General features: G+C 69.0%; 13 protein-coding genes. 4 read left to right on the top strand and 9 right to left on the bottom strand.

Annotation, left to right across the window (positions count from 1 at the left end):
* Positions 1 to 542 (bottom strand): LysR family transcriptional regulator (locus VSO01S_RS09050; RefSeq protein WP_153305188.1); only part of this gene is annotated, 542 nt, incomplete at its 3' end.
* A 119-nt stretch (positions 543 to 661) separates the two neighbouring features.
* Positions 662 to 943 carry a hypothetical protein gene (locus tag VSO01S_RS09045; protein WP_068641548.1) on the bottom strand — a complete coding sequence of 94 codons (282 nt, stop codon included), beginning with the start codon at positions 941 to 943 and terminating at the stop codon, positions 662 to 664.
* 90 nt (positions 944 to 1,033) lie between these two features.
* Here VSO01S_RS09045 and aroC point away from each other — a divergent pair, with 90 nt between their 5' ends.
* On the top strand, positions 1,034 to 2,149 hold the full coding sequence (gene aroC / locus VSO01S_RS09040; RefSeq protein WP_068641546.1) for a chorismate synthase: 1,116 nt from the start codon (positions 1,034 to 1,036) through the stop codon (positions 2,147 to 2,149).
* A gap of 6 nt (positions 2,150 to 2,155) precedes the next feature.
* Positions 2,156 to 3,334 carry an MFS transporter gene (locus VSO01S_RS09035; protein ID WP_068641544.1) on the top strand — a complete coding sequence of 393 codons (1,179 nt, stop codon included), beginning with the start codon at positions 2,156 to 2,158 and terminating at the stop codon, positions 3,332 to 3,334.
* A gap of 9 nt (positions 3,335 to 3,343) precedes the next feature.
* On the opposite strand, the gene VSO01S_RS09030 is transcribed toward VSO01S_RS09035, so the two are convergent.
* Together VSO01S_RS09030 and VSO01S_RS09025 are read right to left on the bottom strand one after the other, a co-directional pair.
* On the bottom strand, positions 3,344 to 4,303 hold the full coding sequence (locus VSO01S_RS09030) for a pseudouridine-5'-phosphate glycosidase (RefSeq protein WP_068641542.1): 960 nt from the start codon (positions 4,301 to 4,303) through the stop codon (positions 3,344 to 3,346).
* A gap of 37 nt (positions 4,304 to 4,340) precedes the next feature.
* Positions 4,341 to 4,862, bottom strand: a complete 522-nt coding sequence (locus tag VSO01S_RS09025) for a C40 family peptidase (RefSeq protein WP_245684149.1) — start codon at positions 4,860 to 4,862, stop codon at positions 4,341 to 4,343.
* Positions 4,863 to 5,099: 237 nt separating this feature from the next.
* Here VSO01S_RS09025 and VSO01S_RS09020 point away from each other — a divergent pair, with 237 nt between their 5' ends.
* Both VSO01S_RS09020 and VSO01S_RS09015 read left to right on the top strand, forming a co-directional pair.
* On the top strand, positions 5,100 to 5,558 hold the full coding sequence (locus VSO01S_RS09020) for a (2Fe-2S)-binding protein (RefSeq protein ID WP_068641540.1): 459 nt from the start codon (positions 5,100 to 5,102) through the stop codon (positions 5,556 to 5,558).
* 1 nt (position 5,559) lies between these two features.
* Complete coding sequence (locus tag VSO01S_RS09015; RefSeq protein WP_068641538.1) at positions 5,560 to 7,878, top strand: xanthine dehydrogenase family protein molybdopterin-binding subunit; 2,319 nt, start codon at positions 5,560 to 5,562, stop codon at positions 7,876 to 7,878.
* A 6-nt stretch (positions 7,879 to 7,884) separates the two neighbouring features.
* Here VSO01S_RS09015 and VSO01S_RS09010 read toward each other — a convergent pair whose 3' ends face one another.
* The 5 genes from VSO01S_RS09010 to VSO01S_RS08990 form a co-directional block, all read right to left on the bottom strand.
* On the bottom strand, positions 7,885 to 8,655 hold the full coding sequence (locus tag VSO01S_RS09010; protein ID WP_068641536.1) for an ABC transporter permease: 771 nt from the start codon (positions 8,653 to 8,655) through the stop codon (positions 7,885 to 7,887).
* Positions 8,652 to 9,500, bottom strand: a complete 849-nt coding sequence (locus VSO01S_RS09005; RefSeq protein WP_068641534.1) for an ABC transporter ATP-binding protein — start codon at positions 9,498 to 9,500, stop codon at positions 8,652 to 8,654. Before VSO01S_RS09005 ends, VSO01S_RS09010 begins: the two co-directional genes overlap by 4 nt.
* Positions 9,500 to 10,528 carry an ABC transporter substrate-binding protein gene (locus VSO01S_RS09000; protein WP_068641532.1) on the bottom strand — a complete coding sequence of 343 codons (1,029 nt, stop codon included), beginning with the start codon at positions 10,526 to 10,528 and terminating at the stop codon, positions 9,500 to 9,502. The genes VSO01S_RS09005 and VSO01S_RS09000 overlap by 1 nt, the downstream gene beginning before the upstream one ends.
* 232 nt (positions 10,529 to 10,760) lie before the next feature.
* Entirely contained in the window at positions 10,761 to 13,064 is a 2,304-nt protein-coding gene (locus VSO01S_RS08995; protein ID WP_068641530.1) for an NADP-dependent malic enzyme, read from the bottom strand.
* Positions 13,065 to 13,177: 113 nt separating this feature from the next.
* Positions 13,178 to 14,077, bottom strand: coding sequence for a 2-hydroxy-3-oxopropionate reductase (locus VSO01S_RS08990; RefSeq protein WP_068641528.1), 900 nt, complete (start codon positions 14,075 to 14,077; stop codon positions 13,178 to 13,180).
* Positions 14,078 to 14,093: the final 16 nt, after the last annotated feature.

The raw sequence follows: 14,093 nt of genomic DNA, 5'->3' as shown, positions 1-14,093 counted from the left end.
CGGCGGCCGGCGAGCGGGTCGCCCGGCGGCACCAGCAGCACCAGGTCGTCGCGCGCCCAGGCGATGGCGTGCAGGCCCGTGCTGGCCACGGCATCGGACACGATGCCCAGGTCGGCCAGGCCGCTGCGCAGCGCTTCGACGATCTCTTCGCTGGGCCGCTCCTGCAGGTCGACGGACACGCGCGGATGCGCGGCCAGGAAGCCGGCCAGCGCGCGCGGCAGGTGCTGCGCCATGGCCGACGTATTGCACAGCAGCCGCACGCGCCCCTGCAGCCCCTGGCCATAGACGCCCAGTTCGGAGCGCAACTGCTCCACCTGGTCCAGCACCCGGCGTGCGTGCGCCAGCAGCGTGCTGCCGGCCTCGGTGGGCTGCACGCCGCTCTTCCTGCGCACCAGCAGCGAGGTGCCCAGCGTGTCCTCCATGCCCAGCACGCGCTGGCTGGCCGATGCCAGGCTCAGGTGCGTGCGTTCGGCGCCGGCCGTCAGGCTGCCGGCTTCCACCGCGTTCACGAACAGGCGCAGGTCGGTGAGGTCGAATCGCATGGTGGGCGGAACTTAGCAGAGAGCGCCCGGGCAGCGAGGCAGGCCGCTTGCGCCGAAAGCTGCGCCGGACTGGCGTCGGGAACCTGCGGCGAGGCGGCCTTGCCGGACGGCGCTTTTCTTCAGGAAAGCGTGCGCCCCGGCGCGGCCTTCACCAGCAGTTCGGCCGCCAGGCCCACGGGGTTCTGCTGCAGGCGCCGAACCGAATAGCTGCCCAGGTCCTGGCCGTCCAGGCTCACGCTCACCGACGGGAAATAGTGGCCCAGCGAGTCGCCAGCGTCATTGAGGCAGCGCTCGAGGGAGTCGATCGGGTCTTCGCAGCGGCCGGCGTTGGCCCGCCCGGCGCGCACGCTGTAGATGTAGAAGTCGCGCCCGACGCGCCGGATTTCGAGATGAGGCAGCACTTTGTTTTACCTTGTAACCGGAGGCGGAACCGTATGCGCCGCGGCCCCGGGCGTCCATACACCATTCGGCAGACGCGATAATCCCTGCCCATGAGCGGCAATACCTTCGGAACCCTTTTCGCAGTCACCAATTTCGGGGAGTCCCACGGCCCCGCCATCGGCTGCGTCATCGACGGTTGCCCGCCCGGCATGGCCTTGTCCGAAGCCGACATCCAGCCCGACCTGGACCGCCGCCGTCCGGGCACCAGCCGCCACGTCACGCAGCGCAACGAGCCCGACCAGGTGCAGATCCTCTCGGGTGTGTACGAGGGCAAGACCACCGGCACGCCCATTGCGCTCGTCATCCAGAACACCGACCAGCGCAGCAAGGACTACGGCGCCATCGCCCAGCAGTTCCGCCCCGGCCATGCCGACTTCACCTACTGGAAGAAGTACGGCATTCGCGACCCGCGCGGCGGCGGGCGCTCGTCGGCCCGCCTCACGGCGCCGATGGTGGCCGCCGGCGCCGTGGCCAAGAAGTGGCTGGCCGAGAAGTACGGCACGGTCTTCCGCGGCTGCATGACCCAGGTCGGCGAGATCGAGATTCCCTTTGAGAGCTGGGAGCATGTTCCCAACAACCCCTTCTTCGCCCCGGTGGCCGATGTGAGCCGGCTGGAGGCCTACATGGACGCGCTGCGCAAGGCCGGCGACTCGTGCGGCGCGCGCCTGCGCGTCACGGCCAGCCATGTGCCGGTGGGCCTGGGCGAGCCGCTGTTCGACAAGCTCGATGCCGACATCGCCTTCGCCATGATGGGCATCAATGCGGTCAAGGGCGTGGAGATCGGCGCCGGCTTCGGCAGCGTGACGCAGCGCGGCAGCACCCACGGCGACTCCATCACGCCCAGCGGCTTTGCCACCAACAATGCCGGCGGCGTGCTGGGCGGCATCAGCACCGGGCAGGACCTGGAAGTGGGCATTGCCATCAAGCCCACCAGCTCCATCATCAGCCCGCGCCAGTCCATCGACATCCACAACCAGCCGGTCGAGGTCGTCACCAAGGGCCGGCACGACCCGTGCGTGGGCATCCGTGCCACGCCCATCGCCGAGGCGATGCTGGCGCTGGTGGTGATGGAGCACGCGCTGCGCCATCGCGCGCAATGCGGCGACGTGGCCGCGGGGACGGGCGACGAAGCGGCCCAGGCTTCTCCGAAGGCGTCTTTCCTCTAAGCCGCGGTGGACGCCGGCAGGCAACCCCGCCATCTGCTGGCCTTTGCCGCGCTGTCGGCCAGCTACTTCGCGCACATCGGCTTCTTCAACCCCTACCTGCCCCTGTGGCTCAAGGACCTGGGGCTGCCGATCTTCACCATCAGCCTGCTGACCTCGGTGCAGTCGGTCACGCGCGTGTTTGCGCCCTATGCCTGGGGCGCGCTGTCCGACCGCACCGGCGAGCGCGTGAAGCTGCTGCGCTTTTCCGCGGCCGTGGCCACGGTTGCGGCGCTGGGCCTGTTCTGGCCGGGCGGCGCGCTGTGGCTGGCCTTCGTGCTGCTGCTGATGTTCACCCACACCAGCTCGATGATGTCGCTCACCGAGGCCGCCATGGCGCACCTGGTGGCGGGCGACTGGGGGCGCTACGGGCGCATCCGGCTCTGGGGCTCGGCCGGCTTCCTGGTGACGGTGTTCGTGGCGGGCGAATGGTTCGACCGCTTCGGCATGCGCCACTTTCCGGCCTGGGCCGTGGCCACCCTGTGCGTGCTGCTCGTGTCCACGCTGCGCCTGCCCGACGTGCGCGAGCCGGCCGCGGAGCGCAGCGCCGCGCACGAGCCGGTGGGGCCGGTGCTGCGCCAGCCGGCGGTGCGCTGGTTCTTCGCCTCGCTGTTCTTCCAGGTCACCTCGCACTTCGCCATCTACGGCTTCCTGTCGCTGTACCTGGATTCGCTGGGCTACGGCAAGGCGGTGATCGGCTTTCTGTGGGGGCTGTCGGTGCTGGCTGAGATCGCCTGGTTCTTCCTGCAGGGCCGCTGGATGGGGCGCTTGTCGATGCCGGGCTGGTTGCTGCTGTGCGGCATCGCCACCGTGGCCCGCATGGCGATCACCGCGGGTCTGGGCGGCTGGTTTGCCGCGCTGGTGGTGGCGCAGCTGCTGCATGCGCTGAGCTTTGCCACGCACCACACCACCTGCATCGCGCTGGTGTCGCGCCACTTCCCGGGCCGGCTGCGCGGGCGCGGGCAGGCGCTGTTCACCGTCATCGGCTACGGCTTCGGCGGCGTGATCGGCGTGCTGGCCGGCGGCGCCATGGCGCAGCACTTCGGCTATGTGCCGATGTACGTCGCGGCGACGGTGCTGGCCGCCATCGGCACGCTGTGCGCCTGGCGCGTGCATCGCATCGAGGCCGCGCAGGCCAGCACGGCCTGACGCTTTCGGTCAATTTCCCGGCAATACCTCGCGCAGCGCTGCAAGCGCCAGCGCCAGCCGCGCGCCCACCTGGGCGTTGTGCTTGATCAGCGCGATGTTGGCCGCCAGGCTGCGTCCGCCGCTCAGTTGCGCCACGCGCGCCAGCAGGAACGGGGTGACGGCCTTGCCCGCGATGCCCTGGCCGTGTGCCTCGCGCAGCGCGGCGTCGATCCAGCCATCGACTTCCTCGCGCGCCAGCGCATCGGCCTCGGGCACCGGCGTCGCAAGCACCACGCCGGTGGCGAGGCCCAGCGTCCATTGCGTGCGGATGAAGCGGGCCTGCGCCTGCGCGTCGTCCAGCCGGTGGTCGGCGCGATGGCCGCTGTCGCGCACGTAGAAGGCGGCGAAGGCATCCTGCCCGCAGCTGAGCACGGGCACGCCGTGCGTCTCGAGGTATTCCAGCGTGAGGCCGATGTCCAGGATCGACTTGGCGCCGGCGCACACCACCGCCACCGGCGTGCGCGCCAGCTCCTGCAGGTCGGCCGAAATGTCGAAGCTTTGCGCCGCGCCGCGGTGCACGCCGCCGATGCCGCCGGTGACGAAGACCTCGATGCCGGCCAGGTGCGCGCAGATCATGGTGGCCGCCACCGTTGTGGAGCCCATCTGGCCCGAGGCCAGCACGGCCGGCAGGTCGCGCCGGCTGGTCTTGTGCACGCCCGGCGTGCTGGCCAGGCGCTCCAGTTCGGCGTCCTGCAGCCCGACGTGGATGCGCCCGTCCATGAGGGCGATGGTGGCGGGCTCCGCTCCTTCGGCGCGGATCACGGCCTCCACCGCGCGTGCGGTGGCCAGGTTATCGGGCCAGGGCATGCCGTGGGTCACGATGGTGGATTCGAGCGCCACCACCGGCCGGCCGGCCGCGCGCGCCGCCTGCACGGCGGGGCTCAGGTGGATGAAGGCGTGGGCGTCGCTGGCAGGGGTCTTGATGAGCATGGGCCGAGTGTGCATCGGCGCGCAAGCCACCTTGCGACTAGGGGCGCCGCACCGACAGCGGCTGGCGCGACCAGTAGGCGCTGGCCAGCTTGTCCAGGCGCACGGTGCCGCCGGTGGAGGGCGCATGCACGAAGCGCCCGTCGCCCACATAGATGCCCGCATGGTTGGGCTGGCCGCTGCCGAACAGCACCAGGTCGCCGGTGCGCAGCTCGCTGCGGTCCACCGATTCGCCAAAACCCGCCAGCTGCGCCACGGTGCGCGGCGGCGCCAGGCCGGCGCGGCTGCGGTACACGTAGCCGATGAGGCCGGAGCAGTCGAAGCCGCCTTGCGGCGAGTTGCCGCCGTAGCGATAGGGCGTGCCCACCAGGCCGAGCGCGTGAATGGCGATGTCTTCGGATTGCTCGGTGGACAGGGGCGTGTAGCGGACCGACGCGGCGGCACCACCGGTGGCGCGGGGCGGCGTGCTGCCGCAGCCGGCCAGCACCAGCAGTGCGCCGGCAAGCAGCAGGCAGGGCAGCGCGGCAGCGATGCGCGGCGGTGCAGGCGGGAATCTCGTCACAGCTTCTACACGGCTCCTTGAGTTGCTATGAACTCTATAGCAATCAGGGCCGCATCGGCCCGGCTTCGTGGCCTTCATGCCACGTTCGCGAGGGTGCGCTGCGGTTGGGGCGACACATTCCGTCCCCGACTGTGCACCTCAGGCTGACTTGCCGCGGGCCCGCGTGAGGAATAGATTGGCGCCGCCCCGCGGCGCAAATGACCGCACGCACAACGACGAATCAAGGAGAAATTCAAGATGGCCACACTGACAGTCAACGGCTCGCCCCGCGAGTTCGGCGGCGACGGCAACATGCCGCTGCTCTGGTACTTGCGCGACGAGCTGAAGATGACCGGCACCAAGTTCGGCTGCGGCATGGCGCTGTGCGGCGCCTGCACGGTCCACCTGGAGGGCGCGGCCATCCGCTCGTGCGTGACGCCGGTCAGCGCGGCCTTCGGCAAGAAGGTCACCACCATCGAGGGCCTGGACCCCAAGGGCCAGCATCCGCTGCAGGTGGCCTGGCGCGCGCAGGGCGTTCCGCAGTGCGGCTACTGCCAGTCGGGCCAGATCATGCAGGCGGCGGCGCTCCTGCAGAGCAACAAGAAGCCCAGCGACGCGGACATCGAGGGCGCCATGGCCGGCAACATCTGCCGCTGCGGCACCTACACGCGCATCAAGGCCGCGATCAAGCAGGCCGCCGGCGTGAAGGAGGCATGACATGACGCCCACCCCCCACTCTTGCTCGCATCGCGACGCCGAGGGCCTGTCCCGGCGGCGCTTTCTTGGTGGTGCAACCGGCATGGCGGCCGGCGGCTTTGCCCTCACGTGGAGCCTGGCCGACGAGGCGGCGGCGCAGGACGGCCCGCCCAAGTACGGCGCTGACGGCATGCCGCACGGCGCGGTCGACAACCCGCTGGTGTTCGTGGCCATCGCGCCGGACGGCATCGTCACCATCACCTGCCATCGCGCCGAGATGGGCCAGGGCGTGCGCACCGGCGTGCCGCTCATCGTGGCCGACGAAATGGAAGCCGACTGGTCCAAGGTCCGCGTGACGCAGGCGCCCGGCGACGAGGCGCGCTACGGCAACCAGGACACCGACGGCTCGCGCACCACGCGCCACTTCTTCATGCCCATGCGCCGCTGCGGCGCGGCGGCCCGGCAGATGCTGGAGGCCGCGGCCGCCGCGCGCTGGGGCGTGCCGGCCGGCGAGGTGCACGCGAAGAACCACCAGCTCATCCACAAGCCCACCGGCCGCAGCATCGGCTTCGGCGAGGTGGCGGCCGATGCGGCCAGGCTGCCGGTGCCCAAGACCGCGGACCTGCGCCTGAAGAAGCCGGCCGATTTCCGCTATATCGGCAAGGGCAAGACGCCCATCGTCGACGGCTTCGACATGACCACCGGCAAGGCGCAGTACGGCATCGACGTGGTGCTGCCCGACATGCTCTTCGCCGTGGTGGCGCGCAGCCCCGTGTACGGCGGCTCGCTCAAGCGCTTCGACGCCGCCGAGGCCATGAAGGTGCCCGGCGTGGTGAAGGTGGTGGAGATCAAGGGCACGCCCATCCCCAGCACCTTCCAGCCGCTGCCGGGCGTGGCGGTGATCGCCACCAGCACCTGGGCCGCCATGAACGGCCGCAGGGCGCTCAAGCTCGAGTGGGACGGCGGGCCCAACGGCAGCTATGAGTCCGGCGCGTACCGCAAGGCGATGCAGGAGGCGGCCGGCAAGCCCGGCAAGGTGGTGCGCAACAGCGGCAATGTGGACGAGGCGATGGGCAAGGCCGCCAAGACCCTGAAGGCCGACTACTACATTCCGCACCTGACGCAGGCACCCATGGAGCCGCCCAGCGCCACCGCGCGCATCAAGGACGGCGCCTGCGAGGTGTGGGGGCCGTTCCAGAGCCCGCAGGCCGTGCGCAACGACATCGTCAAGCGGCTGGAGCTGCCGCCCGAGAAGGTCACGGTCAACGTCACGCTGCTGGGCGGCGGGTTCGGGCGCAAGAGCAAGGGCGACTTCGCCACCGAGGCCGCGCTGCTGGCCAGGGAAACCGGCGGCAAGCCGGTGAAGGTGGTGTGGACGCGCGAGGACGACATCCACCATTCCTTCTATCACACGGTCTCGGTCGAGCACCTGGAAGCGGGGCTGGATGCCAAGGGCAAGCCGGTGGCCTGGCTGCACCGCAGCGTCGGGCCCACGCTGCTGTCGATCTTCATGCCCGACCCCAAGCTGGAGTCGCCCATCGAACTGGGCATGGGGCTGACCAACGTGCCCTTCGCGGTGCCCAATCTGCGCATCGAAAACCCGGAGGCGGCCGCGCACACGCGCATCGGCTGGTACCGGGCGGTGTCGAACATTCCGCATGCCTTCGCCATCCAGTCCTTCGTGGGCGAGATGGCGGCGGCCAGCGGGCGCGACCCGAAGGACTTCCTGCTCGAGCTGCTCGGCCCGCCGCGAAAGATCGATCCGCGCGAGATCAACGACACCTGGAACCATGGCGAGGACCCGGCGGCGTACCCGGTCGACGTCGGCCGCCTGCGCCGCGTGACGGAGCGCGCGGCCAAGGAGGCGGGGTGGAGCAGCAAGCCCCTGGGCAAGGGCCGTGGCCGCGGCATTGCCGCGCACTACAGCTTCACCACCTATGTGGCGGCGGTGGTGGAGGTGCAGGTGGACGCCAAGGGCGAGCTCAAGATTCCGCGCGTGGACATCGCGGTGGACTGCGGCGGCATCGTCAACCCCGAGCGGGTGCGCGCGCAGATGGAGGGCGGCTGCGCCATGGGCATCGGCAACGCGCTGTCGGGCGAGATCACCTTCAAGGACGGCCGCGTGGAGCAGGACAACTTCCACCAGTTCGAGGTGCTGCGCATGAACGCCGCGCCCCAGCGCATCGTGGTGCATCTGATCGACGGCAGCTACGACGCGCCGCTGGGCGGCGTGGGCGAGCCCGGCGTGCCGCCCATGGCGCCGGCGCTGTGCAACGCCATCTTCGCCGCGACTGGCAAGCGCATCCGCAGCCTGCCGATTCGCGACCAGCTCAAGGCCTGAGGAAGATCAGGCGTTCGAGCCGCGGTGCGCCCAGGCGGTGGTGCGCTTCTCGATGGCCGAGAAGAACTCGTACATCGCCATCGCCATGGCGCCCACCACCACCATGCCGGCAAAGGCCAGGCCCATCTGCATGGCCGAACCGGCCGAGATGAGCAGGTAGCCGATGCCTTCGTTGGCAGCCGTCATCTCCGACACCGTGGTGCCGACGAAGGCCAGCGTGATGGCGACCTTGAGCGAGGCGTAGAAGTAGGGCATGGAGCGCGGCAGGCCGATCTTCACCAGCACGTCCCAGCGCTTGGCGCCCAGCACCCGCAGCACGTCTTCCAGCTCGGGCTCCAGCGTGGCCAGGCCCGTGGCGATGTTCACCATGATCGGGAAGAAGCTGATCAAAAAGGCCGTGAGAATGGCCGGCCCGATGCCGATGCCGAACCACACCACCAGGATCGGCACGAAGGCCGCCTTGGGCAGGGCGTTGAAGGCCGTCATGAGCGGATAGACCGCCGCATAGGCAATGCGCGAGCTGCCGATGACGAACCCCAGCAGCACGCCCACCACGATCGCCAGGCCGAAGCCCGCCATCGTCACCCAGAAGGTGCGCCAGGCATGGCCGGCGATGACGGCCTTGAATTCCCAGAACTGGGTCCAGATGCGCCAGGGGCTCGGGAAGATGAACTCCGATACCGCGAAGGCCGAGCACACGATCTGCCACAGCGCCACGAAGGCCACCAGCAGCAGCCAGGGCGCCCAGCGTTCCATTTGCTTCTTGTCGTATTTCATGGGGCAAGCACCGGTGTGGTGGCAGCGCCGCCGCTTCGGATGGCACCGATGTGGCCGCGCAGCTCGTGCACGATGTCGGAAAACTCCTTGGTGTAGGTCACTTCCAGCTCGCGCGGGCGCGGCAGCTCGATCTCGCGCTTGACCACGAAGCGGCCGGGGCTCTTGCTCATCACGTACACCGTGTCGGCCAGGAACACCGACTCGCGCAGGTCGTGCGTCACCAGGATGACGTTGAAGCGCTGCTCGGTCCACAGGTCGCGCAGGATGCACCACAGCTCCTCGCGGGTGAAGGCATCGAGCGCGCCGAAGGGCTCGTCCAGCAGCAGCATCTTGGGCTCGTGGATGAGCGCGCGGCAGATGCTGGCGCGCTGCTGCATGCCGCCCGAGAGCTGCCACGGGAACTTGTCCTCGTAGCCGCCCAGGCCCACCTTCTGCAGCAGGCGCCGGGCGCGCTCTTCGTATTCCTTGCGCTTTTGCTTGAAGCTGGAGCGGTAGGGCTCCACGATCTCCAGCGGCAGCAGCACGTTGTCGACGGTGGTGCGCCAGGGCAGCAGGGAGGGCGCCTGGAAGGCCATGCCCGAGATCTTCAGCGGGCCGGTCACCGGCTTGCCGTCGATCAGGATCTTGCCCATCGAGGGCATCTTCAGCCCCGTGGTGAGCTTCATGAACGTGGACTTGCCGCAGCCCGAGGGCCCGACGATGGCGATGAACTCGCCCTGCCGGACCTTCAGGTCGATGGCCTCCACCGCAAAGTGATTGGCCCGCAGCAACTCCTCGTTGTAGGCGAGCCAGACGTCCTGGAAATCGACGAAGGATGCCGCCTCGCCAGCGGGTACCTGCGCCATCACTTCCTGGGCAGGATGTTCAGTTCGGCCGCCGGCGGCAGCATGGCCGAGGTCCACACCGCATCGGGGTTCACGCGCGACTTGGTGCCGAAGGCGTCGGACACCTGCGAAGCCATGAGCGACAGGCGCCCCGGGTTCACCGTGCCGAAGCCCTCGGCGCGCGCGTCGGGGCTGTTGATGACGGTGTCGATGGCCATCTTCAGGCGGCGGGTTTCCAGCGCCGTGTCGATGATGCCGTCGCGCGCCTTGACCGTGGCGATGCCCTGGGCCGGGTCGGCCATCACTTCCTTCGCGCCCTTGGCGAAGGCCGAGAGGAATGCCTTCACTGCCTCGGGCTTTTCCTTCAGCAGCTTGGGCGAGGCGATGACGACGTTCCCGTACAGCTTCACGCCGTAGTCCGGGTACTGCAGCACCACGATGTCGCTGGCCTTGACGCCGCGCGCCTCCAGGTTGAGCACCGAGGTGAAGGTGAAGCCGGTGATGGCGTCGATGTCGCCGCGCGCGAGCATGGTCTCGCGCAGCGTCGGGTCCATGGCGGTCCAGTTCACGCTGCCGATGTTGTTGGCCTTGGCGAAGATCGGGAAGGCGCGCCGGCCGGCGTCGAACACGGGCGCGCCCAGCTTCTTGCCGGAGAGGTCGGCCGGCTTGGTGATGCCGCTCTTCTTGAGCGCCATGACCGAGGCCGGCGTGTTGTTGTAGACCATCATCACCGCCACCGGCTTGTTCGGCGCGTCGGGGTTGTTGGCGTGGAATTCCATCAGAGCGGCCATGTCGGCAAAGCCCATGTCGTAGGTGCCCGAGGCCACGCGCGTCACGGTGCCGCCCGAGCCGCTGCCGGCGTCGATGCTCACGTCCAGGCCCGCGGCCTTGAAGTAGCCCTTGGAGGCCGGCAGCAGGAACAGGGCGGCCGGGCCTTCGAAGCGCCAGTCGAGCTGGAACTTGATGGGGGTCTGGGCATGGGCCGAGCCCAGGCCGAAGGAAAGTGCGGAGGCGGCAAGGAAGGACTGCAGCAGCTGGCGCTTGTTCATTGTTCGTACCTGAAAAAATGGTGACGAATTCAAGCAATTAGGGTGCCTGCACGCCATTGGTGCGAATCCGGAGGGAAAGTCCAACTCCGGTGCCTGTCGGACCCGGCATTGCACCGAGGCGAGGCGACCCCACGCGGGTCGCGCACCGTGTTGGGTCGCAGGCGGCGGGCTGCAGGCCGCCCGGCTTCCGCGTCCAGCGGCGGCGAGGACCGCCGCCGCTGCGCCTGGACGCCTACTTGGCTTCCAGGTTGGCGTTGGCCACTGCCAGCGCCGTCATGTTGACCACGCGGCGCACCGTGGCCGAAGGCGTGAGCACATGCGCCGAGCTGGCCGCGCCCAGCAGGATCGGGCCGACCGTCACGCCGTGGCCGCCCGTCATCTTCAGCACGTTGTAGAGGATGTGGGCCGAATCCAGGTTCGGGCACATCAGCAGGTTGGCATCGCCGGTCAGCGAGGTCTCGGGCAGGGCGGCGCGGCGGATGTCGGCCGACAGGGCGGCGTCGCCATGCATCTCGCCGTCGCATTCCACCTCGGGCGCCCTCTGCACGAACAGGTCGCGTGCCTGGCGCATCTTCTTGGCGGAGGCGCGGCTGGAGCTGCCGAAGTTGGAGTGCGACAGGAAGGCCGCCTTGGGCGGCAGGCCGAATCGGCGGATTTCCTCGGCGGCCATGACGGCGATGCTGGCCAGCATCTCGGCGCTGGGGTCTTCGTGCACGTTGGTGTCGGCCACGAAGAGGGTGTGCTTGTCCAGCGTGAGCGCGTTGAGCGTGGCAAAGCCCGAGGCGCCGGCCTTCAGGCCGATGATGTTGCGGATGTGCTCCAGGTGCGCGTCGAAGCGGCCCACCAGCCCGCACAGCATGGCGTCGGCATCGCCCAGGTGCACCATCAGCGCGGCGATGGTGGTGTTGGAGCGGCGCACCATGATCTTGGCCGCCTCGGGCGTCACGCCCTCGCGCGCCATCAGCTTGTGGAAGGCTTCCCAGTAGGTGCGAAAGCGCGGGTCGTCCTCGGGGTTGACGATCTCGAAGTCGGTGCCGGGCTTGATGTGCAGGCCGGCCTTCTTGATGCGCGCCTCGATGACGGCCGGGCGGCCCACCAGGATGGGCTGGGCGATGCCTTCGTCCACCGCCCACTGCGCGGCGCGCAGCACGCGCTCGTCCTCGCCCTCGGCATAGGCCAGGCGCTTGGCGCCGGCCACCTTGGCGGCGCTGAACACCGGGCGCATGAACATGCCGGTGTGGTAGACGAAGCGCGACAGGTGCTGGCGGTAGGTGTCCAGGTCCTCGATGGGCCGGGTGGCCACGCCCGAGGCCTTGGCCGCCTTGGCCACCGCCGGGGCGATGCGCAGGATCAGGCGCGAGTCGAAGGGCGTGGGAATGAGGTAGTCCGGGCCGAAGGACAGTTCCTGGCCGGCATAGGCGTTGGCCACTTCCTCGCTGATGTCGGCCTTGGCCAGCTCGGCGATCTCGCGCACGCAGGCCAGCTTCATCTCTTCCGTGATCTTGGTGGCGCCGCAATCGAGCGCGCCGCGGAAGATGTAGGGGAAGCACAGCACGTTGTTGACCTGGTTCGGATAGTCCGAGCGGCCGGTGGCGATGATGCAGTCCGGCCGCGCGGCCTTGGCCACCTCGGGGCGGATCTCGGGCTCGGGGTTGGCCAGCGCCAGGATGATGGGCTTGTCGGCCATGGTCTTGACCATGTCGGCGGTGAGCACGCCCGCGGCTGAGCAGCCCAGGAACACGTCGGCACCCTTGACCACGTCGCCCAGGGTGCGCGCGTCGGTGTTCTTCTGCGCGTAACGGGCCTTGGATTCGTCGAAGCCGCCGGCGCGGCCTTCGTAGATCAGGCCCTTGGAGTCGCAGGCGAAGATGTTGGCCGGCTTGGCGCCCAGGCCCACCATGACGTCCAGGCAGGCGATGGCGGCGGCGCCGGCACCCGAGACGGCGATCTTCACGTCGCCGATCTTCTTGCCCACCAGCTCCAGGCCGTTGAGGAGGGCGGCCGCCGAGATGATGGCGGTGCCGTGCTGGTCGTCATGGAACACCGGGATGTTCATGCGCTCGCGCAGCTTCTTCTCGATGTAGAAGCACTCGGGCGCCTTGATGTCCTCCAGGTTGACGCCGCCCAGCGTGGGCTCCAGCGCCGCGATGATGTCCACCAGCTTGTCGGGGTCGCGCTCGGCCAGCTCGATGTCGAACACGTCGATGCCGGCGAACTTCTTGAACAGGCACCCCTTGCCCTCCATGACCGGCTTGGCCGCCAGCGGGCCGATGTCGCCCAGGCCCAGCACGGCGGTGCCGTTGGTGACCACGCCCACCAGGTTGCCGCGGGCGGTGAACTCGAAGGCGGTGGCCGGGTCGGCCTCGATGTCCAGGCACGGGTAGGCCACGCCGGGCGAGTAGGCCAGCGACAGGTCGCGCTGGTTGATCAGCGCCTTGGTCGGCGTGATGGAAATCTTGCCCTTGGTGGGCGAGCGGTGGTATTCGCGGGCTGCATCGCGCAGCGCTTCTTCGGCGGGTGACAGGTTCTTGGACACGGTCTCTCCTTGTTTGTTGTTGGGTGAAAGAAAAAAGCGGAAAAAGAAAAGCAAAAAGAGAGGCTACCGCAAGCGGTGCCTCTCTTCGAGTGTGGAAGCTACGAAAAGGTGAATCAGGATGCGTCGGGCGCCACCTGGTGGTTGGCCAGGGCTTCCAGGGCGCGCACCAGCGCGCTGTGGTCTTCCTGGCCGTAGCCCAGGGCGGCGCAGGCATTCATCAGCTGCGCGGCATTGGCCGTCTGCGGCAGCGCAACACCCAGGCTGCGCGCGCCTTGCAGGGCCAGGTTCAGGTCCTTCTGGTGCAGCGCGATGCGGAAGCCCGGGGCGAAGGTGCGCTTGATCATGCGCTCGCCGTGCACTTCCAGGATGCGGCTGGAGGCAAAGCCGCCCATCAGCGCCTGGCGCACCTTGGCCGGATCGGCGCCGGCCTTGCTGGCGAACAGCAGCGCCTCGCCCACGGCCGCGATGTTCAGCGCCACGATGATCTGGTTGGCCACCTTGGTGGTCTGGCCGTCGCCGTTGCCGCCCACCAGGGTGATGTTCTTGCCCATCTTCTCGAGCAGGGGGCGCACGATGCCGAAGGTGCCTTCGTCGCCGCCGCACATGATGGTCAGGCTGGCCGCCTTGGCGCCCACTTCGCCGCCCGAGACCGGTGCGTCGATGTAGCCGCAGCCCAGCTCGATGATGCGCTTGGCGAAGCCCTTGGTGGCGATCGGGTCGATGGAGCTGCAGTCCACCACGATCTTGCCCTTGGACAGGCCCGCGGCCACGCCGCCTTCGCCGAACAGGACCTTCTCCACGTCGGGCGTGTCGGGCACCATGATGAAGGTGATGTCGGCCTTCTGCGCGACCTCGGTGCCGTTGGCGCACACGGTGGCGCGGCCTTCCAGGCTTTGCGGCACGGGGCCGATGGTGTTGACGAACAGCGTGTGGCCGGCGTCGGCCAGGTGCGTGGCCATGGGGGCGCCCATGATGCCCAGGCCGATGAAGCCGATTTTTTGTTGAGTTGTCATGAGAGATTCCTTGTAA

This window comes from Variovorax soli NBRC 106424, assembly GCF_001591385.1.
Taxonomy (GTDB): domain Bacteria; phylum Pseudomonadota; class Gammaproteobacteria; order Burkholderiales; family Burkholderiaceae_C; genus Variovorax; species Variovorax soli.
This window is presented reverse-complemented; position numbering and strand designations above follow the sequence as displayed.